This is a genomic window from Chitinivibrionia bacterium (genome assembly GCA_009779925.1).
Taxonomy (GTDB): domain Bacteria; phylum Fibrobacterota; class Chitinivibrionia; order Chitinivibrionales; family Chitinivibrionaceae; genus WRFX01.
This window is the reverse complement of sequence record WRAZ01000004.1, coordinates 1-26,209: the sequence shown is the minus strand read 5'-3', so window position 1 is coordinate 26,209 and position 26,209 is coordinate 1. Positions and strand designations below refer to the sequence as shown.

21 protein-coding genes are annotated in these 26,209 nt (G+C 43.0%); 6 read left to right on the top strand and 15 right to left on the bottom strand.

The genetic code is table 11. The features are described 5' to 3' along the window. Position 1: 1 nt before the first annotated feature. The 9 genes from FWE23_02575 to FWE23_02535 form a co-directional block, all read right to left on the bottom strand. A complete protein-coding gene (locus FWE23_02575) occupies positions 2-415 on the bottom strand; it encodes a hypothetical protein (protein ID MCL2844321.1) in 414 nt (137 codons plus the stop codon). Continuing rightward, positions 415-1,104, bottom strand: coding sequence for a M23 family metallopeptidase (locus FWE23_02570; GenBank protein MCL2844320.1), 690 nt, complete (start codon positions 1,102-1,104; stop codon positions 415-417). Before FWE23_02570 ends, FWE23_02575 begins: the two co-directional genes overlap by 1 nt. A 54-nt stretch (positions 1,105-1,158) precedes the next feature. Continuing rightward, positions 1,159-3,318 (bottom strand): InlB B-repeat-containing protein, encoded by a 2,160-nt coding sequence (locus FWE23_02565; protein ID MCL2844319.1) that lies wholly within the window; start codon positions 3,316-3,318, stop codon positions 1,159-1,161. An 18-nt stretch (positions 3,319-3,336) separates the two neighbouring features. Beyond that, the gene (locus tag FWE23_02560) at positions 3,337-4,971 is read right to left on the bottom strand and encodes a hypothetical protein (protein MCL2844318.1); all 1,635 of its coding nucleotides are present in this window, start codon (positions 4,969-4,971) and stop codon (positions 3,337-3,339) included. Positions 4,972-5,306: 335 nt separating this feature from the next. After that, positions 5,307-7,436: a primosomal protein N' gene (gene priA, locus FWE23_02555; protein MCL2844317.1), complete on the bottom strand. Its 2,130-nt coding sequence runs from the start codon at positions 7,434-7,436 to the stop codon at positions 5,307-5,309. Between the two features lie 3 nt (positions 7,437-7,439). Then, the gene (locus FWE23_02550) at positions 7,440-8,384 is read right to left on the bottom strand and encodes a PfkB family carbohydrate kinase (protein MCL2844316.1); all 945 of its coding nucleotides are present in this window, start codon (positions 8,382-8,384) and stop codon (positions 7,440-7,442) included. Then, a complete protein-coding gene (locus FWE23_02545; protein MCL2844315.1) occupies positions 8,368-9,546 on the bottom strand; it encodes a hypothetical protein in 1,179 nt (392 codons plus the stop codon). The genes FWE23_02550 and FWE23_02545 overlap by 17 nt, the downstream gene beginning before the upstream one ends. A gap of 60 nt (positions 9,547-9,606) precedes the next feature. Next, a complete protein-coding gene (locus tag FWE23_02540; protein ID MCL2844314.1) occupies positions 9,607-12,138 on the bottom strand; it encodes a hypothetical protein in 2,532 nt (843 codons plus the stop codon). After that, on the bottom strand, positions 12,138-12,914 hold the full coding sequence (locus FWE23_02535) for an ATP-binding cassette domain-containing protein (GenBank protein ID MCL2844313.1): 777 nt from the start codon (positions 12,912-12,914) through the stop codon (positions 12,138-12,140). Before FWE23_02535 ends, FWE23_02540 begins: the two co-directional genes overlap by 1 nt. A 192-nt stretch (positions 12,915-13,106) precedes the next feature. Between FWE23_02535 and FWE23_02530 the strand changes: the two genes are divergently transcribed. After that, positions 13,107-13,946, top strand: coding sequence for a virulence RhuM family protein (locus tag FWE23_02530; GenBank protein ID MCL2844312.1), 840 nt, complete (start codon positions 13,107-13,109; stop codon positions 13,944-13,946). Positions 13,947-14,268: 322 nt separating this feature from the next. Further along, positions 14,269-14,856 carry a hypothetical protein gene (locus FWE23_02525; GenBank protein ID MCL2844311.1) on the top strand — a complete coding sequence of 196 codons (588 nt, stop codon included), beginning with the start codon at positions 14,269-14,271 and terminating at the stop codon, positions 14,854-14,856. Positions 14,857-14,923: 67 nt separating this feature from the next. On the opposite strand, the gene FWE23_02520 is transcribed toward FWE23_02525, so the two are convergent. The 5 genes from FWE23_02520 to FWE23_02500 all read right to left on the bottom strand — a co-directional run bounded on the left by FWE23_02520 (position 14,924) and on the right by FWE23_02500 (position 20,717). After that, positions 14,924-16,162: an ATP-binding protein gene (locus FWE23_02520; GenBank protein MCL2844310.1), complete on the bottom strand. Its 1,239-nt coding sequence runs from the start codon at positions 16,160-16,162 to the stop codon at positions 14,924-14,926. Next, positions 16,125-16,523, bottom strand: a complete 399-nt coding sequence (locus tag FWE23_02515) for a hypothetical protein (protein ID MCL2844309.1) — start codon at positions 16,521-16,523, stop codon at positions 16,125-16,127. The genes FWE23_02520 and FWE23_02515 overlap by 38 nt, the downstream gene beginning before the upstream one ends. 2 nt (positions 16,524-16,525) lie before the next feature. After that, on the bottom strand, positions 16,526-18,457 hold the full coding sequence (locus FWE23_02510; GenBank protein ID MCL2844308.1) for a tetratricopeptide repeat protein: 1,932 nt from the start codon (positions 18,455-18,457) through the stop codon (positions 16,526-16,528). Positions 18,458-18,590: 133 nt separating this feature from the next. Next, positions 18,591-19,697, bottom strand: a complete 1,107-nt coding sequence (locus FWE23_02505; protein MCL2844307.1) for an OmpA family protein — start codon at positions 19,695-19,697, stop codon at positions 18,591-18,593. Then, positions 19,698-20,717 carry an InlB B-repeat-containing protein gene (locus FWE23_02500; protein ID MCL2844306.1) on the bottom strand — a complete coding sequence of 340 codons (1,020 nt, stop codon included), beginning with the start codon at positions 20,715-20,717 and terminating at the stop codon, positions 19,698-19,700. Between the two features lie 183 nt (positions 20,718-20,900). Between FWE23_02500 and FWE23_02495 the strand changes: the two genes are divergently transcribed. Further along, on the top strand, positions 20,901-22,484 hold the full coding sequence (locus FWE23_02495) for a hypothetical protein (protein MCL2844305.1): 1,584 nt from the start codon (positions 20,901-20,903) through the stop codon (positions 22,482-22,484). Here FWE23_02495 and FWE23_02490 read toward each other — a convergent pair. Beyond that, positions 22,468-23,178, bottom strand: coding sequence for a YebC/PmpR family DNA-binding transcriptional regulator (locus tag FWE23_02490; protein MCL2844304.1), 711 nt, complete (start codon positions 23,176-23,178; stop codon positions 22,468-22,470). The two genes, FWE23_02495 and FWE23_02490, sit on opposite strands and share 17 nt — an antisense overlap. A gap of 158 nt (positions 23,179-23,336) precedes the next feature. On the opposite strand from FWE23_02490, the gene FWE23_02485 reads away from it, so the two are divergent. The 3 genes from FWE23_02485 to FWE23_02475 form a co-directional block, all read left to right on the top strand. Then, a complete protein-coding gene (locus FWE23_02485) occupies positions 23,337-24,284 on the top strand; it encodes a hypothetical protein (protein ID MCL2844303.1) in 948 nt (315 codons plus the stop codon). Further along, on the top strand, positions 24,281-25,378 hold the full coding sequence (gene aroB, locus FWE23_02480; protein MCL2844302.1) for a 3-dehydroquinate synthase: 1,098 nt from the start codon (positions 24,281-24,283) through the stop codon (positions 25,376-25,378). The genes FWE23_02485 and aroB overlap by 4 nt, the downstream gene beginning before the upstream one ends. Positions 25,379-25,397: 19 nt before the next feature. Then, on the top strand, positions 25,398-26,209 hold an 812-nt coding region (locus FWE23_02475), incomplete at its 3' end, for a DUF5683 domain-containing protein (GenBank protein MCL2844301.1).

Below are 26,209 nucleotides of genomic sequence, written 5' to 3'. Positions count from 1 at the left end.
ATCACTCAAAATTATACTGAACCCATTTTACTTTTTTATTTTTAACGGCGTCGCGCAAAGTTTTTTCGTTTTGATTTAAGGTTTTGTTTTTTCCGCTTTTTACCTCAACAAAAACGATTTCGCTGATATTGTTGTCGCTTATTCCCTTAAAAACAATAAAATCTATGGGCTTTCCCATAAAACGACATTCCGAAATATCGTAAGGAAAATTAGGCAATAACGGCGCGATTTGTTCGGAAACTTGCCCTTTTATAGTTGCTCGTTGGCTGTTAATTCTCTTTTTTATTTCGCTTTCGATTTCTTGTTTTCGTCCCCGCCAATTTCCGATTTTGAAGACAAATACGGCAACTGCGACGAGTAGAGCAATTACTATAATCCACTGAGATGTGGTGAAAACACTTAAAATGAATTCCATCATTTCTCCTTTTCGGTTATTTGTTCGTTTTGCACAGGTTGATTTTGAGGCAAATTTCGTAATCGAGCATTAGCAAAATCTATAATCTGTTCGGGATTTATTGCCGCTCCGCGATGTCTGATTTCAAAGTGCAAATGCGGCGATGTAGAACGTCCTGAATTACCGAGCAATCCTAACGCTTGACCAGCTGAAACGTGTTGATTAGGCTGTGCCAATTTATGGGCAAGATGAAAATAATGTGTTTCTACCCCGTCGTTATGGCGCACAACTACATAATTTCCTGCCCCGTTTCGTTGGTAGCCTGTTCTTTGCACAGTGCCGTCAAATATACTTCGCACCGTATCGCCCGTATTGCCGCTAATGTCCACGCCGCGATGCATTCTTTGCCGTCCCGAAAACGGGTCGCGCCGCATTCCGAAACGCGAAGTTATGCGCCCTCGATACGGCATAGAAAAATCGCCGCTTTGCGTTCTGACAATCTGCGCCGCTTGTTCGCTATTGATTGGTTGTGCGCTTCTATTGTCGGGTGTTCGCGGTTGTTCTGCTTCTTGCCGTAGCGATTGCAAGAACGATTTTGTTTGAATAAGAATATCATCGGCGATGTCAAGCACGTCGTTTATTCTGCCTATATGAGAGAACCAAAAATACGCTCCTGTTAATATTATGCAAATTGTCAGCAGTGATTTCAATTTTTCTCCTTGTTTTTGAGGTAAAATACGTTTTGTGCATCCAATCCGCAGTTATTATTGCTCAAAAATAACCCCAGGGATTTTTATTCTTGTGTGATTCCAAGTGCGCGCCCATAGTGGTATAGTCTGGTCAACATCTTGTAGTTCAACCACATTTGCCGATATCCATCTGTAATTAACAACATCACCGCCAAAGTATCCGCCATTCAATTGAGCGCTAAGTATTATTTGATTGTTGAATGTTCGCCAAGAACCACTGCTTCTAATTACCCAGCCTCCTGCAGATCGATTAAACGCAATTTGCAAAAATCTACCATCCGCAAAAAAGACAAACCCCTGCGCCCAATTACTGATACTGCCAGATATAGGCTCTATAGTGCCACTTTGTACCCACGCTTCACCAGTAGCGTTTACCAATCTGCTATCTCGTTCAGGATTCCATTGGGCGAACATCGTAATATCTCCATTGACAGTATAAAAACTTCCGCCGCTTCCAAATCTTGTTCCACCCGATGGCGTTGAAAACCAGCCACTGAGTATATGACCGCTTCGTGTCGGTGTAGGTAATGTTATTTGTGTTCCGCTTGCTCGTGTTATAGAACCGGCATTTGTTCCACCTTGCGAGTTAAATGTAATAGTGAAGTTTATAGTCCATTGCGCAAAAAGAGTAATGTTTTCGATTATTGTATGCGGTGAAGAAACTCTCGTTCCGCCGCTTGCTTCTGTAAACCAACCGTTAAATGTAAATCCGCTACGAGTTGAATTAGACAAAGTTATCGAAGTGTTTTCAGCGCGTGTAATCGAAGCCACATTAGAGCCTTCTTGCGAGTTAAAGGTGATTGTGAAATTTTTTGCCCATTGAGCAAACATTATTAAATCTTCGGTAATGGTAAAGTTGTCGGTTCCGCCGCCGTATCTTATTCCGCCTGTCTCTATGCTATACCAGCCCATAAATGTATATCCGTCTCGTGTCGGATTTGGCAAAGTTATTCTTGTATTTACTTCTCTTGTTATTGGCGAATATTCTGTTCCACCTTGAGAATTAAAAGTAATCGTAAAAGTTGGTATCGCTGTCCATTGGGCGAAAAGAGTAATGTTTTCGGTTATTGTATGCGGTGAAAAGATGCGCGTTTCACCGCTTGCTTCTGTAAACCAACCATTAAAAGTAAAGCCGGCGCGCGTAGGATTTGGCAGATTTATATTAGTATTTACTTCTCTTGTTATCGGTGCGTGTTCTGCTCCACCTTGTGAATTAAAAGTGATTGTAAATGTCGGTATCGCTGTCCATTGCGCAAAAACGGTAATGTCTTCCGTTATTGTGTGCGGAGAAGCTATACGCGTTCCATCGCTTGCCTCGGTAAACCAGCCATCGAAAGTAAAACCGTTTCTTGTTGGAGACGGTAAAGTTATACTTGAACCTACTGCTCGTGTAATCGGAGATACGTTTGAGCCGCCTTGTGAATTAAATGTTATTGTATAATTTTGTATCGTCCATCGAGCAAAAAGCGTAGTGTTTGCGTTTACCGTAAAAGGTGAATTTACTTCCGTTCCGCCTGTCATTGCTGTAAACCAACCGTTAAACACAAATCCATCTCTTGTCGGTATCGGCAAAGTTATAGATGTTCCCGAATTTACCGGTTGTGATAAAAGATTTACAATTCCGCCGTTTGCGTTAAAATTAACGGTGAAAATCTCTATCCATCTTGCATAAAATCTTGCGTCCGATGTGATATTTTCTATCGGAAATTCTGCCGCCGTGTTAAAATCGGAATCTCTATACCACCCGCCAAACGCAAAACCGTTTCTTGTCATTGCGACAGGTGCGCTTATATTGCCGCCGTGCTGTATTGTTGTTTGCGTTGGGCTTGGACTGCCGCCGTTTATGTTCCATATAATATTGTATGTTTTGATTGTCCATTGCGCAAAAAGCGTTATTCTTTGAGTAATAGTATATTTATCTCCGCCATCGCCAAGTTTTTGTCCTTCCAAAGCATTAGAAAACCACCCGTCAAAATTGAAACCCTCGCGTACCGATGTCGGCAAAATTATATTTTCGCCACTTTTTACAATTTTAGTTTCAAAATTCTCTACTCCGCCTCGCACATCAAAAGAAACACGATAAAAATCTACGCCGTCTGAACCGAAATTATCGCTGCAAGAAATCACAAACAAAACAACAGCAAAAAACGCTAATAAAATCAAATTTTTTTTCATAATAATTTCCTACCTTTCTTATCTTCGCGATTTTGTTAAAGTGTAGCCGATACTCAGCAAGTAAGTCGCATTAAATTCGCTTTCGTAAATGAAGCGATTGTTTCCTACATCGAAACTTACGGGGTTATTTTTTGTTCCGAGCAAAAATCTGTTTGTTATGTCAAAATTGTGATTTCTGCCAAACATAAATTTCCAAAAAACTCCGCCAAAACTGATATTGTCTCCTGTTGTGGTATCGTAAACTCGCCCGTCTATTCTAAAACAAAAAGAATTTTGAATATTGCGATACCCTGCGCTCACTCCCAAAGCATTTTTTACAACGCCGTTTTGATTAACCGCGCCGCCTACATTAACTAACCCGCTAAAATAAAGCAAGTGATTACTTAATTCTGCGCCGCCGTTAAATTCACCGCTGAAATAAAGACCATTTTGAGTAATTAGTCCAAATTCGAGTATGCCGCCTCCGCTCATTACTGTGTTATTTATCGTAAATTCGGGACGAATTGAAAGCAAGAACAGACGATTATTTGTTTTCGCTTCGGCAGGTGGCGGCGCTGTTGGGCGATGACGGTCTGCAAAATTTTGCAATTCCGCACGTGCGTCAAATTCTCCCGCTGTTCTTCTTCTGTCGAGGTCTTCAAAGGCGCGTTGTTCGGGGCGTTGTTGTTGCGCTCTTGCCGCGTCGAGTTCGTTCCAAACGCTTCTCGTTTGCCTTGTAGTTTGTGTAGTCGGTGTTGGTATATCGGCAACGGTTCTTCCTGTTTCTTGCCTTAAATTGTTTTCGGCGATACTGAAATCATTTTGGGCAATTTCTACTCTTCGCGTTGCGGATTGCCAATTTTCATTTGCTGTTCTAAATTCTGCCGATATTCTATTGTAATTTTCGCTTGCCCTGTTTAGGAGTTGTCTTTCGTTTTCTGTTCTTTGCGCTCCTATATCGGTATGAGAGGTTGGCGCATTTCGAGCGTTCTCAAATGCTTGTCGAGCAGAACTTCTTTGTTCTGCGGCTTCTTGTAGTTCGCGCTCCAATCTATCTCGCTCTATTCTTAACCGTCTTTCATTTCCTTGCTCTTGCTCTAAAGATCGTCTTGTTATTATGACCGCTTGCTCCAATTCCGAAATCCTCTGCGCTCTGGCTATACTGTCGGCGCGCACTCGTTCAATAAGCGCAATACTATCCGCCCTTGCTCGCTCAATCAATGCAATACTGTCCGCCCGCGCTTGTTGGCGTTGCGCCAAAATACTGTTCAAGTGCTGAAATAAATCAGCCGTATCGACAAGCATTCGGAAAGTTGCGGAAAAAACCATTGCGCCGTCGGAGTTCATAGCAAAATTCTCGGTATTCGGAAGAATATTCGTCTGAACTCTGCCGAGAGTATAGGTTTTTGCTTCTTCGATAAAATCCTCTTGCGAAATTCCGTCCACGTCTCGTCGCACCATTCTTTGTTGTGCTTCTACCAAAACACCTAACTGTCGCAAAAGATCGCCTTGCGCTTCTTCAATTGCGGCAGCTCGCGCTTCGTGTAAACTGTAGCCACCGCTTGCTATGTATGTATGCGGCACAGTAAATTCGGCAAATTCGGCAATCCGCCCAAATATCGAAACGGGCAATAAGCAAACAATAAAAATGTATAGCGCAAATGCTTTTGTCATAAACAACCTTCCCGCCGCTTTCGCGGCAAAGTTAAACAATTCAAGCAATAAACAGCGGAAAGGCTGTTCTGCCGAAATTCATATATTTTGTCTGAAATACCGAATACGCCTATGTTTTAATTAGAGAAGGCTGACAGAACAGCCCAGACGGACAGCCCATCTTCTCTAATTATCAATAGAGAATAACATAAACGAAAAGCAGAAAAAATCCTACCTCTCGGTATTTCAGACGTAGGGAAAATACATTTTGTTTGCGGTGGTTTTCGGAAGTATTTGGGATTTGGTGAATTTTCTATTATGCAGGGCTATTTTTGATTACGCCAATCGCGTTCCCTCTACCACAAATTCGTCGGGTCAAGGTCTATTTTATATGATACATTTGCGTTTTTACTCTTTTGCGGCAGGTTTTTGCGTAAAATTTCAAGCGCTTCACAAAGCGTTTTGTAGCTCGGCGATTTAATTAGCATTACAAAATTAAATCTGTTTTCTACTTTGAAGACAGAGGATTCAACGGGACCTAAAATCTTTATTTCTTTGGTGTTTTTATGCAAAAACTCGGCGATTTTATTAGAAAAGTTTTTAGCATTTTCTTCGGTTTCGCCGGTAATTTTTATTTTTGCAATTTTTACAAACGGCGGAAAACCTACTCTTTTGCGGCTGTCTATTGTCGCGTCAAAATAGCCCGTATAATCGTGTTTCTGTGCGAATTTTATTGACGGCTCTTCGGGCGAAAATGTTTGAATTATCACAAGTCCGTCGTCGTCCGCTCGTCCTGCGCGACCTGCAACTTGTGTCAGTAATTGGAACATTTTCTCTCCTGCGCGAAAATCGGGAACGCTCAGTCCGATGTCCGCTTGTAAAACGCCTACGAGTTTAACGCCCGCGAAATCCAGACCCTTTGCCACCATTTGTGTTCCCAGCAAAATGTTGTATTTGCGTTCGGCAAAATCTTCAATGATTTTTGCGTGTCCGCTTTTGCTTGAAGTGGTATCGGCGTCCATTCGCAAAATTTTTGCCTCGGCAAAAAGCATTTTCAGTTCGTCTTCTACTTTTTGTATGCCGAACCCATCGTATTTAACAGTCTCGTTTCCGCAACTTTCACATTTGTAGTTCGGGTTTTCGTAGTGTCCGCAAATGTGGCAACAAAGTTTGTCGCCGTTTCTGTGATACACCAAACCGACCGAGCAACGAGGGCAGAATTTTACCTGTCCGCAACCATTGCAAACTAGATTTACCGAATAACCGCGTCTGTTCAAAAAGAGGATAATCTGCTTGTTTTCGTCAAGGCATTTTTGTATATTTTCGCGCAATTCGTCTGAAATTATCGCTCTTTTTCCGCCTTTTGTGTTTTTGAGCATATTTACAATTTTTACATCGGGAAGTTTTGCGCCGATATGTCGATTAAGCAGGTCTATTCGCTCGAATTTTCCGATTTGGCAGTTGTAAAAACTCTCGAAAGATGGCGTTGCGCTACCCAAAATAATTTTTGCGTTTTGCAATTTTGCTCTCATAATTGCGGTGTCGCGGGCGTTGTATCGCGGCTCAGGGTCGGTCTGTTTGTAGGACGCATCGTGTTCTTCATCGACCACAATAAGTCCGACGTTGTCCATCGGTACCAAAATTGCGCTTCGCACGCCTATCAATAATTTACGCTCGCCTTGCATAATGCTTTCTATTGCGTCGCGCCGTTCTCCCGCCGACATTCGACTGTGAATTACCGCGCAAGCCGTTCCCAATTCTCTCTCGAAGCGCGCAATTGTCTGGGGAGTCAGCGAAATTTCGGGGACTAAAATTATTACGGATTTTCCATCGCTCAGTATTTTTTTTGCTACTTCTGTGTATATGTGCGTTTTTCCGCTACCTGTAATTCCAAAGAGTAAAAACGGCTTAAATTCTTGCGTGTTCAGTATTTTATGGACTGCATTTTGCTGTTCTTGCGAAAGTGTTATTTTTTTATCGGCAAAATCCAAAGCCGATACGCCTGCTTCGCGGTAAACCTTTTCTTTTTTTGCTTCTATTTCGCCTGTTTTTACCTTTTTTTTGAGTGCGTAATCGCTTAAATTCAACATTTCTTTTATTTGAGTTGCAGTAAAGCCCGCTTCTTGCGGCATATTTTTTACATAGTAAAGCGTTATTTCTTTTTCGTTTTTATTAACGATATTTTTGTTTAGTGCGGGCTTTAATACTTTGCCGAAAGAACACTGGTAAAACGTGGCTATCCACTGATAAAATTTTATAATATATTCGCTTTCGCCTCCGCCTGCGCTTTGCCTTATGCTCTCTATTTCTTTCAATTTTTCTATTTGCGAACTGTTTTTCAGCCGGATTACGAGCCCATACATTTTTTGGTTTCGGAAAGGAACTTTTACGCTCATTCCGACTTTTATTTTTTGCTGAAAATTTTCGGGAACAATATAGTCAAATACACCGTCAACAGCTATAGGAAAAACTATTTCGGCGAACATCTTTTATTTATTGCCGGCAGAAATGAATTTATCTAAAGTATTGCCTAAGCGGCATTTTTGCGTTGCGCAACGAGCGGCGTATTCTGCAGCTTCTGCGGGCGTAGCTTCATTCAAAATCGCCGAACAAAATGCTCCGTTAAAGACTGCGCCCGAATACGAAAAATATCCGTTTTCAAGTTTATTGACATCGACAAATTTGGGAGGCGCGTTTTTTCTCGTTCTTTCGTCTTTATATCCGCAAATCACACTTTCGCCGCCGTTTCTGATAATGGCGTACTGCACGTCTTTTTCGAGCAAATCGTACATAACGTCAACCGGGTTTTCTTTTCCGAAAATAGCCTGCATTTCACCGCTTGCCGCTGTTATCGAAAAAATATCTATAAACGGCAAAAGCATCCAGATTGTTTCGCGAAGCTGTGGCAGTTGATGTCTGTGCAGACGAATATTCGGGTCAAATGCTACCGAAACTCCGTTATAGTGTGCGTGGTGGAAACTTTCAAAAACCAGCGACCTTGCATTTGGCGACGAAAGCGTAAAGGCTGATGATGCGTAAATCATTTTGCAGTCTTCTATGAGTTCTTTGTTTACTCTCGGACAAACGGCGTCCGCGTCCTCAAATGCAGCAGGACGATTATAGAAAAATTCGCGCCTGTCGTTGTCTTTGTCGCATACGATTTCGATGCCGTTAAATCCGACTGCCGACGAACAATATTCCATGTTGATTTTGTGCTTTTCGAGCGAACTGCGGATTAGGTTTTCATAAGGGTCTTTGCCTATAACCGAATATAGTCCGCTCGAAAATCCGTGCGCCGCAACGGTTGCCGCGACAAAAATATCGCTGCCGCCAACGCTCGGATTTTTCAATTCCGCCGTCGATACGTCGCCGTTTTCTATGGCATACTGTATCATCGGCTCTCCAAAAACCATCAGGTCATATTTTTTTTCCACAAAACTCTCCCAAAACATCTATATCGTCGGCATTTTTTATTACGCAAAAATCATCGTTCGAAATCGTAAGCACCGCAGGTTTTTTCGCAAAAGCGATAATGTCGGTAGCGGCGTATCCGACTTTCGGCGACGGCTCAATTTCGCTCAAAATAATTTTTGGCGGCGTGGCATAGTCGGGCAAAACGATATTTTTGAGTAAATTTATGTCGAACGCATAAAATCCCGTGTTGTAAGGCAAATATTTTCCGCTTTCGTTTTTGATATTATATGTATCTGGCGTGCGCACTTCTTTTTCTATAATTCTGAGGTTTTCGCCTGCCAAAACGAATGTGCCGTAAGGGTCTTTTTCGGGAAAATTTTCGCGCTGAATTCCAATCCCCATTCCGTCAAAATTCTTTCCCGCAGACGCGATTATCGGCAAAATTTCTTTAGAATAAACGGCAGTTCCCTGCAAAACGATAATTTTTTGAACGCCTTTTTTTTCGAGATTTTCCAAAATTCCGCTTTCCTTTAATTTTGCAATCGGTCCGCCCGTTTCGTCGGGGTTTGTTATAGGTTTTCCGTTTTCAAACACGATTTTGTTGTCGGAAGTCAAATGCAAACGCTCGTTTTGAGCAATAATTTCAAGGTTTTTTACGCCGAAATTTGCATTCTCTTTCAGGATTTTCGGAATTAAAATCTGAGTATCCGAGCCGACAGGTCCCGTTGTTAGTATCACGGGAATTTCGCAGTTAATTTTTGCGATTAAGCGCAGGTTTACTTCGAGCGCGCCGAATTTGTAAGCGGTATTCGGGATAGGAAACGTTGCCTTTGTGAAATCTTTTAAATCGTCGTCGGAATATCCTTTTTCTTTAAGCGAAACGCGCAAACGCTCGCCTTCGCCGCCCGCCATTATCAGAAAAGCGCAGTTTTTCATATCCTGCAAATCCACGGCAACCTGCGAAAAGTCCAAATGTTGAGGATACTTTACTCCAATCCCAGTCAATGAATTTTTTGCATTTTTCATATTGGCAATCGCTTTTTCTTTTTTTGCGACCTGCCTCGAGTATTCGTCAAAAGAAATATTGTTTTGCAAGAATTCAGCGATTTTTTCCTGCGTTTGTTTATCCGAATTTCCGAAATTGAACACCGATTTTGCGATTTGCTCTTTCGTCCAAGACATATTTTTCTCCTTTTTTTTGCACAAATATACTTTTTGCCGCAAGCGTTCACGTCAAATAATCTATCTCTCTCTTTGTTCCCATCTCAAATCTCTGTGCCTTTTTAAGGAAGCGACAAAGAAAATCCGTCCCTCGTTTACGCCGCTTGGGTGCCAATCGAGGCGCAAATCCCAGCATTCCAAGTCCGCCGTAATTGATACGCCCTGATTTATGAATTTGTTTTCGGTGAAGCTCCACGTGCCGCTCCAGTTCATTCTCCATCTTTCCGAAAGCGCTGTTCCAAATCCGGCGGACATATTGTAGTGTTTTGTGTGGCGAAATTCCGAGGCAATGTCGGGACGGCTCATTGAGTAAGTATAACGGGGGGTTATGTTTATGTTCCAATCCCTGCTACTTGTTTTGAAAACATTGTCCAAATAGCCGAATTCTTCAAAACCGTTGTGGATTATCATATCGCCGCTCCAAAAATTGCCGCGCAGGGTCGGAAGCCGCGGAGTTATGTTTATGCTGTGTGAAAGCGGGCGTAGCCTGTCAAGATTGTTATTCATATCGTAAGGATGAAAAACACCCGAATATGACAAATTAACACGAGGCGCAGGAATACCCGCCGTAAGCGAAATATTGCTTAGTTTTTGACTGTCTGCCTCAAAGTTATATGAGCCCGAAATATTGGCGTTTAACAAGTTTATTTTCCTCGAAGTTGGTCTTCCTCCGTCTTCTGTCGGAGGACCTGCGATTTTTGTTTCAAAGAAATTGTTTATTCCAAACCTTATTTCCTGCCTGCGCGGAGTTCCTGTCGGCGAACTTATCCCGATTGACGGAAAGCGAACATCCAAGTCGGTTTCGGGGGTAAAGACATAGCCTACGCTCGGCGAAAGAGTGTGCCGAATTCCCTCCATTCGCCCAAATCTTATCGGGAAAATACCAAACAATTCGGTTGATAATGTTATTCCTGTATTCCACCAGACCTGATGCGCTTTGTTTATGTCGAAAGCTGGGTCGCGATAGAAAATAGTGTCGTTTCGGCGTATTTCTCGCGGTATTGTGTCGCGAGCAACGAGTACTATTGTCGTGTCTCTGAAAAGCCAATGAGGGTTTTCGATTATTTGTTTGTCTCTGCCTGCGTATTCGATGTTATTTATGCTGTCGATCGAAATTGTGTCGAATACTCTTACAAGTATATTGTCCGTGAAAGTTAGCGTGTCGATGTAGGAGTCGAAAACTGCCTGATTTACAGTAAAATTCGGCGTAATTCTTATATGCCTGAATATATTAAACGGCATATTTATAGGTATCGAATGCGACATTCCTCTGTGTATGTTTTGAAAATCCACTTGTGCCGGCTCGTGAAAAATAGAATCGACAGCCACAAATTCCGTTGATTTGCCTTCCCAAATTCGTTGATTTGCCCGATAACTATAACTCCACGAAAGATTGGCAAGCGGATTTATTCTTTGATTATTTTGATTGGCGGCGTTGTTGTTATCGCTTTCATTATTGCTCAAAAAAGGTAAAAGCGGGCGATTGCTCAACGAAAAATTCACTGTAGGCAGGTCTTGTTCTATCGTTTCTCTCTGTAAATTTTGGTTGCGGTTCCACGTAAGAGACGCGTGTCCGCCTATTTCGTCGAAGCGTTTGGTGAGCGCCAAATTGCTTGACAAATTCTGGTTTAAGATATTTGTAGTGTCGTCTGAAAAGTCGGTGAAGTAGCGTCTGTCCGACACCATACTCCCTCTTCCGGTCAGCCTGAAACTTCTGTCGGGAAGCAGATTTTGGTCGTGGCTGAAATTAAGCGACCATCGATTATGGTGTCCCAAAAATTGGTCGGTTATGGAAAAATCGGTGTAAATATGTCCGCGCAACACGTCTTTTATGTGGTACCTTGTTTCGGCTTTCGTTAAGAATGTCTCGAAATTATCAACTTTTCCCGCAAGCATAAAATCCAAGTAATCGTTTATAGCCCAATAGTATCCGACATTATCGACGTTGCCGCGTCCGTTCAAATTTACACCCCATCTGATAGGAAGCCAACCGCTTTGCCTGTTCTGGTTCAGCGGGAGAATAAAATAAGGGAGCGCCACCATAGGAGCGTCGCCGATAACCAAAACAAACGGGCGGGCGACTGCGCGGTCGTTGGGGATAATTCTTATTTTTTCGGCATAAAAATGCGAGTGCGGTTGCTCAGGAAAGGCGCAGGTTGTGTATAGACAGCGATGACCGTAAATTGCCGTATCGGTACGGACTAAATCTTGAGCAAAATACGTGGCGTCTTCGTTTGACGCTAAAAGTCCGTGCCTTACTCGTCCCAATCTTGTTTGGGTGTTATATCTTATTGTTGTGCCTCTGAGCGTATCGCTTCCGTCTATTAAAACGGGATTTCCTGTGGCAATCATATCTCTTGTGTTCGTAAAATAAGTTATGGTATCGGCAGTCAAAGTTATGCTTCCGTAAACTATTTTTGAATTGCCCATAAGCGTAATTACGCTGTCCCGCGCCGAAAATTCCACCTCGTCCGCCCAATAATCGAGGGGTTGGGTCAGCGAAAACACCAAAAACGCAATTACGAATATAAAAAGTATAATTTTTTTCGCCATTACAACCTCGGCACTGCTTCGAGCAATGTTTTTGTATATTCATTTTGCGGATTATTCACGATTTCTGTGCAATCGCCTTCTTCCACAATTTTTCCTTTAAACATAACCGCAACTCTGTCGGCAATGTGATTTATGACAGCCAAATCGTGCGAAACAAACAAGTAAGACAGCCCGAATTCCTTTTTGAGTTCAAGCAGAAGATTTATAATTTGCGCCTGAATTGACACGTCAAGCGAAGATACAGGCTCATCCGCCACAATAAGTTTCGGCTTTACCGAAAGCGCGCGCGCAATAGCAATTCTCTGACATTGCCCGCCCGAAAACTGGTGCGGATAGCGTTTAAGCGCATTTTGAGCGATACCCACGCAATCAATAAGTTTTTTTATTTCCGCCTCGCGTTCTGTTGCGTTAAATTTTGTATGAATTTTGAGCGGCTCTTCCAAAACGTCAAAAATTGTTTGCCGCGGATTAAGCGAACTTACGGGGTCTTGGAAAATTATCTGCATTTTTCGCCTGTATTTTTTAAGCTCGCCAAAGCCCAAATGAGTAATATCGTCGCCGTCCAAAATAATTTGCCCTGATGTTGGTTTAAGCAAACGAATGGCGGTTTTTCCGAGAGTTGTTTTTCCACAGCCTGATTCTCCGACCAATCCCAAAACCTCGTTGTCGTTTATGGTCAGGGATACGCCGTCGACAGCGCGTAAACTCTGTTTCTCTGCGCTGAACGGTGAATTCTTAAGCGAAAAATCGACTGTTATGTTTTTTAGTTCTAACATTTCAGCGGAAAAATACTAAATATACGGACGAGTATTCGGGGAAAATGCAAAATTAGGCTGTTTTTTCGTAATTTTTTTATTTTTCTCCCACTTTGCCGCAACAAAAAATTATATTATCGAAAAAAATAAGGAGTTGCTTTATACCCACAAATGCAGAAAACATTATTGCAAACTATAGAGCGGAGAGAGAGAATGTCCGATAATTCCGAAGTTATCGTCTATCAAACTAATGACGGCAACTTAAAAATGAATGTTCGCTTAGAAGAAGAAACTGTTTGGTTAACTCAGATGCAAATGGTAGAATTGTTTCAATCTACGAAACAAAATGTAAGTTTACACATAAATAATGCTGTTGCAGAGGGTGAACTTGATCCAAATTCAGTTGTCAAGGAATACTTGACAACTGCCGCAGACGGTAAGAATTATCGTACAAAGCATTATAACCTCGATGCTATTATCTCTGTAGGATACCGTGTAAAATCTTTACGCGGCACACAATTTCGTATTTGGGCAAATAAAATTTTGAGAGATTATTTGTTAAAAGGCTACTCCATAAACAACCGAATGAACCGTATTGAAGACAGTGTCGAAGCTTTGAAGTGTAGAGTAAATGAAATAGACCTGCAAATAAACACACATCTTATCCCCACTCAAGGCGTATTCAGCCAAGGACAAATTTTCGACGCTTACGTATTCGCGACAAACTTAATAAAATCGGCGACAAAAACAATAATTTTGATAGACAATTACATAGATGAAAAATCTTTGCTTATTTTGTCGAAACGCAACAAAGGTGTAAGTGCTGAAATTTACACAAAACAAATCACCGCTCAGATGAAACTGGACTTAGAAAAGCACAATTCTCAATACGAGCCGATAAAAATCAACAAATTGACAACTTTTCACGACCGATTTGTGATAGTTGACGGCGTGGTTTATCACATAGGCGCCTCGCTTAAAGATTTGGGTAAAGATTTATTTGCATTTTCGAGAATAAATATAAAAGCAGAAAAATTATTGGATAGTGTTTAGGATTTTTCACAAATTCCTCCAATTTTCCACAAAAAACAGTAAAAAGAGAAAAAATCACAAAAAACCATCAAACCAACGTAGCGCTCCCAAATAAATAGTATTTTATGGGTGCGAAAAATACGGAATAGTGGAGATTGTCTCCGCTTTTCTTTTAATTCCTTTTGAAAGGAAAATACGACAAAGCAACTGTCTTTAGGTTGTTCTGTCTGTCGTGTTTTTATCAAAAAGATAAGCATATTCTGTATTTTTCGCGAAATCAATGAATAATTGGCGGAACAGCCTTTCCCGTTGTTCTTGCTTTAACTTTTTTTAGGAGGGTTTTATGGGGAAAATTGTTAGAGTGTTGGCGGCAGTATTGATTGCAGCTTGTGTTGTGTGTGGGCAGACAGTTGGAGGTTTTTTTTCTAACATTGAATTAAGCGCTATGGAAGTAGAAAGTAGCGTTTTGAGAGAATTAAAAAGGGAAAAAAACGGATTGTGGGCTGGCGCGGTATTGTTTGGGCTTGCATCAGGTATTTTACTTGCGGCAGATGCGAGTGTGGCGACCGATATAATAGGTGCGGCAACAGGTGTTATGGCAGGTGTAATGGCGCCATCTGCAGTTGTAAGGACGGCAGTATATCAAAGAGCGCGGTGGGAGGTTGGGCGTACTATTCCAATAAGAAGTGCAAATCAAAGAAATGCCACACATAATCAAAACGAAGGAGTGCGACAAGTACTTACGAGTCCGCCGCCGCCACCTTCGCAGAGAGTTGAAATTCAGCGAGCCGGAGTTGACGAACAACTGAGGCGAGAGGAAGAAATGAGGGAGCGAGCCAGAGACCGAGACAGAGAAGAAGAATGGCAAGTACAACAGAGAGAAGCGAGACACCGTTGGGAAGAACAACAACGGCAACAGAAATCAGAGTGAGTAGGTGTAAAAATTGTTTTTGCAAAGATTTATCAGGGCGGGAAATTTCTCGCTCTTTTTTGTTTATTCACCGCAACGGCAAGAAAATATTAAACGTCGTTCCTTTGCCTACTTCGCTTTCTACATCAATAACGCCGTTGTGGAAATCTATGAGTTTTTTTACTATGGCAAGCCCAAGCCCCGTTCCGTTTTCTTTGGTGGTGTGGAAAGGCGAGAATATTTTTGACAATTCTTCCGCAGTCATTCCCTTGCCTGTGTCGGAAATTGAAATAATTGCGTAGTTGCCGCCGCCTCGGCTTGTTTTTTTGCAGGAGACGATAAGCGTTCCCGTCTCACCCATCGCCTGAACTGCATTCAGCGCAATGTTGAGTAATACCTGCCTGAATTTTTCAGGGTCAATTTGAGCGACAATCGGCGCTAAATCCCAATTTTTTTTGACTTCTATCTGCGTTCCGTTCCCGAAAACTACCTCGATTTCCATACTGTCCGTAAATTCCGAAAGCATTGGAATGAGGTCGATAGTGCGGAGTTCCGACTTGCTTTGTCGCCCGAAAATCAGCATACTCGACACTATTTTATTTAGACGTGAAAGCGCGTCGATAATTTTTTCGATTGTCTGTTTTCTTTTGTCGGTAGTATCAAAACTTTTGTCGAGAAGCCTTGCCCAAGTTCCCATTGCGCCGAGCGGGTTTTTTATTTCGTGGGCAAGGGTCGCCGCCATTTCTCCGAGCGCCGCCAAAACGCGATTTTGCTGATTTTCGCTTTCGAGCTGCTTTAGCGTTGAAATGTCGTTAAATATTTCTACAGCCCCCAAAAGATTTTCGTTCGCGTCTCTTAAAAGCGAGCTCTGATACACCACGGGAACAGGCGAGCCGTCTTTGTTCCACAGCGCTTTTTCGTCGCGGTCGTAGCCTTTTCCCGAACGCAGAACGTCGAGCAGGTTTTTGTCGGAAAAACCTTTTTCTCCGAAAAATGTGGCAAAATTTGCGCCTATCGCGTTTGCCGCCGAATAGCCTGTAGAACGTTCTGCCGCCGCGTTAAATTGCGTTATTATTCCCGCCGTATCGACTGCGATTACGCCGTTGTGCATAGTTCCCAAAATGCTGTTCAGGACTGTGTATGCTTCTTCTAATTTTTGATTTTTTTCGTCTAATTCAACGTTAAGTTTTTCAAATTGCTTTTCCATTGAGCCGTAAGCGGAAGTCAGTTGCTCGCAGCGTTGCATTACGCTTTCGAAAGTGCTTTGCAGGGCGGCAAAGGTGTCTTCGTCAAAATGCTGCGTTTGCGTCGTCGGCTCTTGGCTCATTTTTTGTCCTGTAAAAATCAATTTGTTTTTTGAGAATTTTTTCGGCGTCCAAAAAGCGCACGATTTCTTCCTGAACGTTTTTTATCGCTTCGTCCAAAATTTTTGCTTCGTTAAAGTTGGCGTTGTGTTTTTGTGCAAGCCACGTCTCGATGTCTGCACTTGCGGAATTTTTGAGTTTGGCTATTTCTTCTATAAGTTTGTTTTCTTCTTCAAATTTTGAGGTCAGTCCGTTTAAATTTCCTTTTGTGCGCGCAATATCTCCCGAAAGCGACGAGGTTAATTTGGTGAGTTTTTTGTAGATTTCGAGCTGTTCATTAAAAACAGACGTAAGTTTTATCACCGTTTGAATAAGATTAGCCACACTTAATTTCCTCGTCGTCCGTATTGGTGTTGCCAAACTGCGTCGTTTCGCCTGAATTCCGCTTCTCTCGCCCAAAAATTATCGGGAAATCTGTCTCGGAGAGCGTCGTAAGCGGCAATCGCCTCAGCAAATCTGTTGGTATGATAAAAAACGTTCGCTATCTGATAAAGTCCCCAAGGCGTGTCGGAATGTTGCGGGAAACGTCTTGTCGCCCGAACATACATTTCTCTTGCTTCTTCCCAACGTCTTGTTCTGTAATAATAGTCCGCCAAGCGATAATGCGCTTCTGCAACGTGCGTGTTTAAATTTGCTTGTGTTCCCAACTCAATTACGGACAAATACGCCCTTTCCGCCGCCGAAAAGTTTGTTAACCTGCGAAACGCTTCCGCCATTTTAAATCTTGCGTGAAGTCGGTCTTCGTCGTTTGCCGCAAGTGCGTCTGCCTGTCTGAATGCCTCAATCGCCTTGCCTTGTTGGTCTAAATCCGCTAAAATGTCGCCCAAAAATTCGTATGCCTTGCCTATAAACCTGCCGCCGTTTCTGAAACGTCGAATGTAATCGTTAAATACTCGTTGCGCGTCGTTATTTCTGTGTTGTTGTCTGAGAGATACAGCTGAAAAGAACATCGCGCTTTCAAACATATTTCCTCTCGGAAAACGGCTCATATAGTTTTGGAATTCGCGGCTTGCTCTGTCCCAATTATTGAGGCGGAAAAAGCACATTGCAATATTATAAAGCGCCGCGCCAGCTGACGGTCTGTTTGGGTGATTTTCCATAAATCTGCGAAAAACTTCGATTGCTCGGTCGTATTCTCGGTTGTAAAAATGGCGCATTCCGACAAGCAATTCCTGCCCCTCGTCGCTGATGGTATCGACAATCGCCATAGTAAGTCCATCGGCAACCCGCACTTCGATTTCGCTCAGATTTTCTTGCGGCGGAATAAGGTTAATGTCGTCTCTTATTTCCGCTTGAATTACGGCGCGTATGTCAATCGGCGGGTTTTCGCGAAGTTGCGCCTCTATCATTCTTCGAAATCTTTCGATTAAATTGCGCGCTTCAACTTGACCGGGGGCGAAATCGGTTTTTTCTATGTATTGCTCAAGATGGTTTATTGCCTCCTGAAATCTTCCCAAATCGCCCAAAATTCTGCCCAAATAAAAGTGTGCGTTAAAACCCAGATCGGGATCGGGGATTGCGCGTTCAAAATTTACACGAGCCATTTCGTTTTGTCCAAACCGTCGGCGTATAAGTCCTGCATAATAATAGGCAAGCGGAAAACCGGGGCTTTCGCGGCGCGCTCTTGCGATAAATTCAAGCGAGCGGTTGAGGTCGTCGTTGTTTGCGCTTCTGATACCTCGCTGATAAAAAAAGACCGCCGAATCCATAAGCGTTCTTGCCGCGGGAGTAATTACTACGGGGCGTGGAGCCGTTGCCGCTCTTTGTTGCTGTTGTCTTTGTTGTGCCGTGGGCGCTTGTGCTTGTTGGAACGTTGCCGCTTCTTGCGCTCTTCGGTTTATGAGCGCGTCAATTCTTTGAGCGATTATTCGCCTTTGGTCGTCGCCTGTGCCGACTTGTGCTTCTTGCCACATTACAAGCGCTTCGTCTATTCGCCCCAAGTCTTCAAAAAGTTGAGCTAATCTCAACTGCGCTTCAGTCCAGCCGGGATTTAGGTTTAGTGCGGTACGATAACTTAATTCGGCTTCTCTAAGATTTCCCTGCGCTCTGTTAACGTCGCCAATTCCCAAATGCGCGCCTGCGTGATTAGGGAAAGAAGACAGCACCTGCCGAAACGCGTCCATAGCCAAGTCAAAGTTTGCGTTTGCGAAAAACTCTCTTCCCAATGTATAATGAAGGACTTCTCCCTGCGCAAAACTTCCCGCAGAAAAAAACATAATTGCCAAAAATACCGCTACAAATAATCTAAGTTTTTTCATATTCCCTTGTTTCCTAATGACAAAATTGCCAATTTCACAATATAAAAATAATAAATGCGCGAAGTGTTTTCGGTAAAATGCAAGGTAAAAGTTATTTTTGATTGAAATATTATATAAAATTACAACTTTACGTTTAATTTTGCAACAGAACGCGGATTTCTACACGACGGTTTTGGACTCTTCTTTCTTCGCATTCATTCTCGACCGCGGGGCGGTCGGGACCGTGAGCGCTGAGACGTAATCTGTCGCGCGATATTCCCTGATTCCAAAAATAAAGCCCTATCGTCAGCGCCCTGTTTCGCGATAACAAAATGTTTCCTTCGCGCTTTCCCGTATCGTCGGTATGTCCCGATATTTCGAGGGTCGTTTCGGGATTTTTAATCAGGGTCGTTAAAATTTCAAAAAGCGCTCTTTCCGTACTCTGCGTTAAGCGGTACGTTCCGAATTCAAAGAGAATTACCTCGGTTTTGATTACCGTCGCTTCCGCTGTTTGGACGATAATTGCGGGCTCTTCGACTTCTTCGGGCTCTTCTTCTTCAAATATTTCGGGCAAGAAATATACGAGCTCTTCTTGCGGCTCCGTCGGCAAAGGTAAAATGATTTCGTTCAAGTCCTGCCGAGGCGTTCTTGTTCTGCGAATTCTTCCTGCAAAAGTATAGCCGACGCTCAATGAATAGACGGCTCGAAAGCGCATATCCGTTTCGGCGAAAAAGCGGTCTGTCGTCTCGTCGTGGCGGTAAGCCGTATGCTCGTTTCGGTAGCCGAACAAAACTTTGTTTGTTATATCAAAATGATGACCTCGTCTGTCGCTTCCGAGAAGTAATTTATGAAAAACGCCGCCGAAACTAAAATTCTCTTCAATAATTTCGGCAAGAAAAACGTTTCTTTTGTCGTGTAATCTTACAATAATGTCCATTTGCTCAAACCCGCCGCTTACACCTAATACGTTTTTGACATTCGGATTTTTTGAGGAGCGTATAAGTCCGCCGATATTTAAGTCGCCGCCTAAATAATTTTCGCCGCCGCGCGCTTCCGCAACAAAATAAAAGCCGCCCGAAGAAAGAAGCCCCAAACCGACATTGCCGCCGAGAGTTTGCGCCGCCCGCTCTATATATTGAAATTCTGGACGAATTGTAAACACCAAAGGAACGCGGCGAATACTTGAATTTTGCGCGAAAACAGGAAAAACCGTCAACATCAAAATCAAAACCGTGAAAAGAATATTTTTGTTTTTAGTCATTTAGTTTCCACTTGCCTTGCTTTCCGAATTCCGGACTATTCCGCTGTTTCGTCCCACTATTCCGCGCCAGTTTTCGCTTACCGCTTCTCTCGCGCCTCTGACAAAAATGACGGCTTGGCTCTGAGAATTCAAAATTTTACCTTCATTATTTCCCGCAATTCCCCCGACGTCGCTGTCGCCGCTTATATTGCCTGAGACAAAAACGCTTTCTATCGTGCCGCGATTAGTCCCCGCAATACCGCCGACAAAAGTTTTGCCGTTAATATTTACGTTTTCGAGGCGCAAATTTTCTATCGTGCCGCCAACGCCTATAACGCCGAACATTCCCTGATTTTCGCCGCTCGGATTATTGACAGAAAGCCCTGTTATTGAGTATCCGCCGCCGTCAAACGAGCCGACAAAAGGCGAACCGCTTGCGCCTATCGGAATCCAATTCTCTGCTCCGCTCAAATCTATGTGCGCAATTTGTATATAGTACGCAGAAAGCGTCCATCCGCCCGTTCCGGAGCCGACCGTTTGCAACGTAGCAACGTCGTAAACCACCCAAGCCGTCTGCGGCGTAAGACCATCCCTATCGGAATTCGGATCATTCGGATCATTAGGATCATTAGGATCATTAGGATCATTAGGATCATTTGGATCATTAGGATCATTTGGATCATTTGGATCATTGGGATCATTGGGATCGTTCGGATCGTCGATTGAAATTTCTACCCATTGCGCATAAAATATGGTGTCGGAATATATGATTACGCGATTGCCTACGCCGCCGAGCCGAATACCGTTTTCTTTTTGACTAAACCAACCCTGAAATGTGTAATTCGTCCTTTGCGTGTTGGGAAGATTTATTGTTTCGCCGTATTTTACAACGATGTCGGACGGCTGAGTTCCGCCTTGAGCGTCGAACTTTACGACCTGCTCAGGCAAAAGCGTCGCCTCTTTAATAAAAAGTTCCGAGCAAGCAGTGAATATTATCATTGCGGAAATAAGAGACAAAACAGCGGTAATTTTTTTACTCATTGCAATGCAACCTTTATCGTAAATTATGTAATTTTATGTTTTTCAACATATTAAAAATAATATTTGTGCAAACCAAAAAGCTGAAAAAACTTTTTTTGTATTTTGCCAACGGATAGACGGATTCATCTTTTTTTTGTTGGCGAATAGTATTTTGCCGACAAAAACGCAAAAAAAGGATTTTTTATGCCAACCTACAAAATAGAACAAATACGAATTTCAACCGACCACACCGAAAAATCGCTGCTCAACAAAATAGCGCGAACTTTGAGCATTCTCCCCCACGAAATAGAAAACGTGAAAATTACAAGCAAATCCATCGACGCACGAAAAAAGCCGCCCGTAAACGTAATTTCCGCCGAAATTTCACTGAAAAATCCGCTTGCCTCAAACATTAAATTCGTAAACCCCATAGAAAACGCCATCTCCACCGTAGTTGAGACAAGGCACGCCTTGTCTCAAAACAGCAACGTTTCCATTTCAAAAAATATCAGCCGCCCCACAGTTGTCGGATTTGGTCCCGCGGGAATTTCAGCGGCGTATATCTTGGCAAAAAACGGCGCAAAACCGATAATTTTCGAGAGGGGAGAAGCGATTTCCGAGCGACAAAAAACGGCGAATTCGTTCTGGAACGACGGAATTTTGGACGAAAATTCAAATGTTCTCTTCGGCGAGGGCGGCGCCGGGCTTTTTTCGGACGGAAAATTGACTTCGCGAAGCAAAGACGTCGAAAATCGACAAGTTTTTTTAGAAATGCTTGTCAGACACGGTGCAGACAAATCAATTTTGACCGACACTCGCGCTCATATCGGCACGGATATTTTGGCGAAAATTCTTAAATCCGTGCGCGAAGAAATCTTGGAATTGGGCGGCGAAATAAAATTTAGCTCGCAATTAACCGACGTAAAAATCAGCGATAAAAAACTTGCGGGAATTTATGTAAACAACGATTTTTTTGAGACGAAAAATTTAATTTTGGCAATAGGACATTCCGCTAGCGATACCTACAAAACGCTGAAAAATTACTTGGCAATAGAGCCAAAGCCGTTTGCCGTCGGCGTTCGTATAGAATTTGAGCAGGAACTGATAAACCGACTTCAATACGGAAAATACGCTCCAAATCTTCCTGCGGCTTCTTTTTCGCTTACATTTAAGGCGAAAGATGGAGCATTGCCTTGCTACACTTTTTGTATGTGCCCGGGCGGTCGGGTTATTGCCTGCTCGGCGCAAAAAGGACTTGTGTCGGCGAACGGAATGAGTTATTCTACGCGAAATTTACGCTTCGGAAACGCCGCGTTTTTGGTGCCCGTCAGCCCGAAAAGTTTTGAAAACGCATTTGATTTTTTAGAAAATATCGAAAAGAAAACATTCAATAAAGGCGGTGGAAATTACGCATTACCCGCGCAAAATCTTGCCTCGTTTTTATACGAAAAAGATAATGTTTTTGACTACGAATTATCGCCGCACAGATACAAATTGACCGACATAAACGGAATTTTGCCCGAAGTTGTCCAAAAAACGCTGAAAGTTGCAGTGCCTCAAATGCTTGGCTCAATGGGAAAAATCCCATTTGAACAAGCGGCAATTTTCGCGGCAGAAACGGGAAGTTCGTCGCCTGTCCGAATTTTGCGAGACGACAACACTCTGCAATCCGAAAACGCCGCAGGACTTTTTCCTTGCGGCGAGGGCGCGGGGTATGCAGGCGGCATTGTTTCGAGCGGTATCGACGGAGTAAAGTGCGCTAAAGCGCTACTCACGCAATGTTTGTGAATACATTCACCACGTCTTCATCGTCGTCGATTTTGTCTAACAGGACTTCGGTTTTTTCCATTTCTTCGTCGCTCAGCTCTACGGGATTGGTCGAAATTCTTTGCAAAGTTGCGGTTTTCGGGGCAATTCCGAGTTTTTCCAAGCCTTTGGAGAGGTTGCCGAATTCTGTGTAGTCTCCGTAAATGTAAATTGTGTCGTCTGTTTGCTCCAATTCTTCCAAGCCGAAGTCTATAAGTTCCAGTTCCATCGCTTCAACGTCGATACCTGCGCGTTTTTCAATTTCGAAGACGGCTTTTCTGCTGAACATAAATTCCAACGCGCCGTTTTGCAGAAGTTGTCCGCCGTGTTTGTTGAAGTACGATTTTATATTTGCTACCGTGCGGGTGTTGTTGTCGGTTGCGCATTCTATAAAATACTGAACGCCGTTTGCGCCCTTGCCTTCAAATGTAATTTCCGTAATGCTGTCGGCGTCTTTTCCTTGCGCTCTTTTAATTGCGGCGTCGATGTTGTCTTTGGGCATATTTTCCGCTTTGGCGTTAAGGATGGCGGCGCGCAATTTTGCGTTCATTTCGGGGTCGGGAACGCCCTCTTTTGCGGCAAGTGTAATTGCTTTCGATAATTTCGGGAACACAGTTGACATCTTGCCCCATCTTTTCATTTTTCTTTCTTTACGAAACTCAAACGCTCTTCCCATAGTAAAAAATCCTTTTATTTTGGTTTATTTTCTGTTTTTTCACAGTAAAAATAATATTTGGGCGATGGTCTCCACTCATTTTTATTTTGGCAAATAGTATTTTTTCGTAGAATTTAATAAAAAAAGGGTGGGCAACCGTTGCCCAAAAAGGACGGTTTATGGCGAAAAAATTCAGAAAACTGCGGCACGATATAGCATACATTGTTATATTAACGATAGTTTTTGTCTCAAAAAAAACGCCGCGCTTTTTAGGATTACGGATTTTTGCAATTATTGGACTGCTTATGGGTTTTGCCCTCAAAAAAGAGCGAAATATTGCGCGCCAAAATCTCAAAAGAGTCTTTGAGGACTACGACGACAAAAAAATAAACAAAATAATCAACGGCGTTTTTATAAATGCGGGAAAATCTGCTTTCGACGGCATAAAATTGCCCGAATATTCAAAGGAGAAATTCTCCAAAATAGTTCGTTTCAACGACGAAAACTCGGCGCGCGAGATTTTTTCCGCTTCTCAAAAAGGTATGATAGGTTTATGCAACCATTTGTCGGCGTTTGAAGTAAAATCGCAGGCGCTGGCAATATACGGATACAAGGCAATGGCGATAGGAACAAAGCTTTTCGACAAAAGAGTGTATGATATTTTCATAAAAATGCGCCAAAGAAACGGCGTGGAATATTTTGACCGCAACGGCGGAATAATGAGCGCTTTTCGACTTTTAAAAGAAGGCTATATTTTTGGAATTCTGCTTGACCAAGACGCCACGGACGAAGGAGTTTTTGTGAATTTCTTGGGCGAAGAAGCGTGGACTCCGTTTATCCCTGTTAAAATGGCGATAAAATGTAAAATCCCGATGATTTGGGCGTTTTTAATTCGCGAAAAAGGCGATAAATACGTTTTTCATATCGAAAAAACCGACATAATTAAAACCGAAAACGAAATGGAAACCTATATCTTGAATTTAGAAAAATATAACGAGCGGCTCGGAGAATACATTAAAAAATATCCCGAACAATGGGTTTGGATGCACAAAAGATGGAAGCGAAAACCGCAAGATTACCCGCCTGAATTATCTGTTTCACACTACAAAAAAGGAGAAGAAAAATGAAGTTGCAAGTGTCTTTGGCAAAGCGAAGTTATCCGATTTTCATAAACGAAAACGCCAATTTTTACGAGACGGTTAAGAGTAATTGCCCTGCGAATAAATACATAATTATAACGAACGACACAATCGCCAAACTTTACGAAAATCATCTTTCGGATTGGAAACGAAACCTGCCCGACGCGTCTGTCGTTGTAATTCCCGACGGCGAAAAATACAAAAATATGAAAACGCTCAATTTTATAATGGACGAAATGTTTAAGCAAAATCCCGACCGAAAAGCGGCGGTTATTGCGTTTGGCGGCGGAGTTGTCGGCGACATTGCGGGCTTTGCGGCTTCTATGTTTTTGCGCGGCGTAAACTATATCCAAGTGCCGACAACGCTTTTGTCGATGGTGGACAGTAGCGTGGGCGGAAAAACGGCGGTAAATCACAGCAGCGGAAAAAATTTAATCGGCAGTTTTTATCAGCCGAAAATGGTTTGGATAGACACAAAATTTTTGGAAACCCTGCCCGAACGCGAATATTTGGCGGGCTGCGGCGAAATTGCAAAATACGGATATATCGGCGGCAAAAAAATGTTTGAATTTATAACCGGGGGCAACGATTGCCATTTTGAAAAAATCTGCGCAAGAGACAAAGATTTGTGCGTGGAAGCAATCCAAAAATCCATAGAAATAAAGGCGAAAATCGTAGGCAAAGACGAAACGGAAACAGGGCAGAGAGCATTGCTGAATTTTGGGCACACCTTTGCGCACGCTTTTGAAAAAGTTTACGGCTTCGGCACTCTTTTGCACGGCGAAGCGGTAGTTCTGGGAATAGATTGCGAAGTAAAACTTGCCGAAAGATTGGGTTTGCTGAAGAAGAAAGACGTAAAAGTTTTGAGCGCTTCGCTAAAAATACTGAAAAAACCGAACATTCCGCATAAAGTCGCTTCGGGCGCTATTTATAGGGCGATGTTTTCGGACAAAAAAAAGGCGGACGGAAAGCTCGTTTTTGTGCTTCCCGTGGCTTGCGGAAAATCCGAAATAATTAACAATGTCGATAAGAAAAACATAATTTCCGTTCTCGACGAGGAGTTTGGCTCTTGGGTATTTTAATTGAAAATCGGAGCAAAAATTGAAAAAATTAGCGATAATCTTCACGCTTTTTTGCGCTTTGACGGTAAGTTTTGCCGCCGAAACCGATACCTTGCCCGAAATTTCCGATAGGCATAACCCGTTTCTGATAACCTCGCTTTCGCTTATTCCGGGGCTTGGGCAAGCGGTAATGGGGAATTATGCCAGAGGGACTTTCTTTTTGTCAACGGAAGGAATTATCGGCTGGATTGCCTATCGGGCGTGGGTGGATTATCGCAGGAGTTATCATAGAATTTACGCGCTTCAGGATACGCTTGCCAACCGTCGAACGCGCGGAATTCAGCAGGAAGACACAATCGCTTTTGCTCGCGATACAATGCTTTTGGCAAACAGGGTCGCGCTTGCCCAATACGATAATTTATTTGAAAAAGCCCGATACCACAACGCAACATTTATGTTTGGCGCGGTCGGAATTTGGAATTTGCTGGACGCGTTCGGCGCGGCTGCCAATATGCAAGGCGCGCAAAATCCCGACCCGAGGCGCGCTATGGCTTTGTCGGCAATTCCATTTACAGGCGCGGGGCAGTTTTACAACGGCGAATGGTTTAAGGCAGGGCTTGTTTTTGCAACCCAGACGTCGTTTGTTTTCGGCGGAATTCGTTTTCAGCATTTGATGCACAAAGCGCAACAATTTCCACGAGATTTGAGCGAAGACGAAAGTTTTTCCTTACTTCCGACAGGCGAAAGAGTTGACCGTTGGCGCAGTAATCACAGAAATGCGGCTCAGCGGCGAACAATGTTTTTCTGGTATTTCGTAATTTCATACATCTACGGGATGACAGACGCCTTTGT

Bases quoted from the DNA above. Each gene is read 5' to 3' on its own strand.
- FWE23_02575 (MCL2844321.1), bottom strand. From the start codon at position 415: ATGGAATTCATTTTAAGTGTTTTCACCACATCTCAGTGGATTATAGTA.
- FWE23_02565 (MCL2844319.1), bottom strand. From the start codon at position 3,318: ATGAAAAAAAATTTGATTTTATTAGCGTTTTTTGCTGTTGTTTTGTTT.
- FWE23_02560 (MCL2844318.1), bottom strand. From the start codon at position 4,971: ATGACAAAAGCATTTGCGCTATACATTTTTATTGTTTGCTTATTGCCC.
- priA (MCL2844317.1), bottom strand. From the start codon at position 7,436: ATGTTCGCCGAAATAGTTTTTCCTATAGCTGTTGACGGTGTATTTGAC.
- FWE23_02545 (MCL2844315.1), bottom strand. From the start codon at position 9,546: ATGTCTTGGACGAAAGAGCAAATCGCAAAATCGGTGTTCAATTTCGGA.
- FWE23_02540 (MCL2844314.1), bottom strand. From the start codon at position 12,138: ATGGCGAAAAAAATTATACTTTTTATATTCGTAATTGCGTTTTTGGTG.
- FWE23_02535 (MCL2844313.1), bottom strand. From the start codon at position 12,914: ATGTTAGAACTAAAAAACATAACAGTCGATTTTTCGCTTAAGAATTCA.
- FWE23_02530 (MCL2844312.1), top strand. From the start codon at position 13,107: ATGTCCGATAATTCCGAAGTTATCGTCTATCAAACTAATGACGGCAAC.
- FWE23_02525 (MCL2844311.1), top strand. From the start codon at position 14,269: ATGGGGAAAATTGTTAGAGTGTTGGCGGCAGTATTGATTGCAGCTTGT.
- FWE23_02520 (MCL2844310.1), bottom strand. From the start codon at position 16,162: ATGAGCCAAGAGCCGACGACGCAAACGCAGCATTTTGACGAAGACACC.
- FWE23_02510 (MCL2844308.1), bottom strand. From the start codon at position 18,457: ATGAAAAAACTTAGATTATTTGTAGCGGTATTTTTGGCAATTATGTTT.
- FWE23_02505 (MCL2844307.1), bottom strand. From the start codon at position 19,697: ATGACTAAAAACAAAAATATTCTTTTCACGGTTTTGATTTTGATGTTG.
- FWE23_02500 (MCL2844306.1), bottom strand. From the start codon at position 20,717: ATGAGTAAAAAAATTACCGCTGTTTTGTCTCTTATTTCCGCAATGATA.
- FWE23_02495 (MCL2844305.1), top strand. From the start codon at position 20,901: ATGCCAACCTACAAAATAGAACAAATACGAATTTCAACCGACCACACC.
- FWE23_02490 (MCL2844304.1), bottom strand. From the start codon at position 23,178: ATGGGAAGAGCGTTTGAGTTTCGTAAAGAAAGAAAAATGAAAAGATGG.
- FWE23_02485 (MCL2844303.1), top strand. From the start codon at position 23,337: ATGGCGAAAAAATTCAGAAAACTGCGGCACGATATAGCATACATTGTT.
- aroB (MCL2844302.1), top strand. From the start codon at position 24,281: ATGAAGTTGCAAGTGTCTTTGGCAAAGCGAAGTTATCCGATTTTCATA.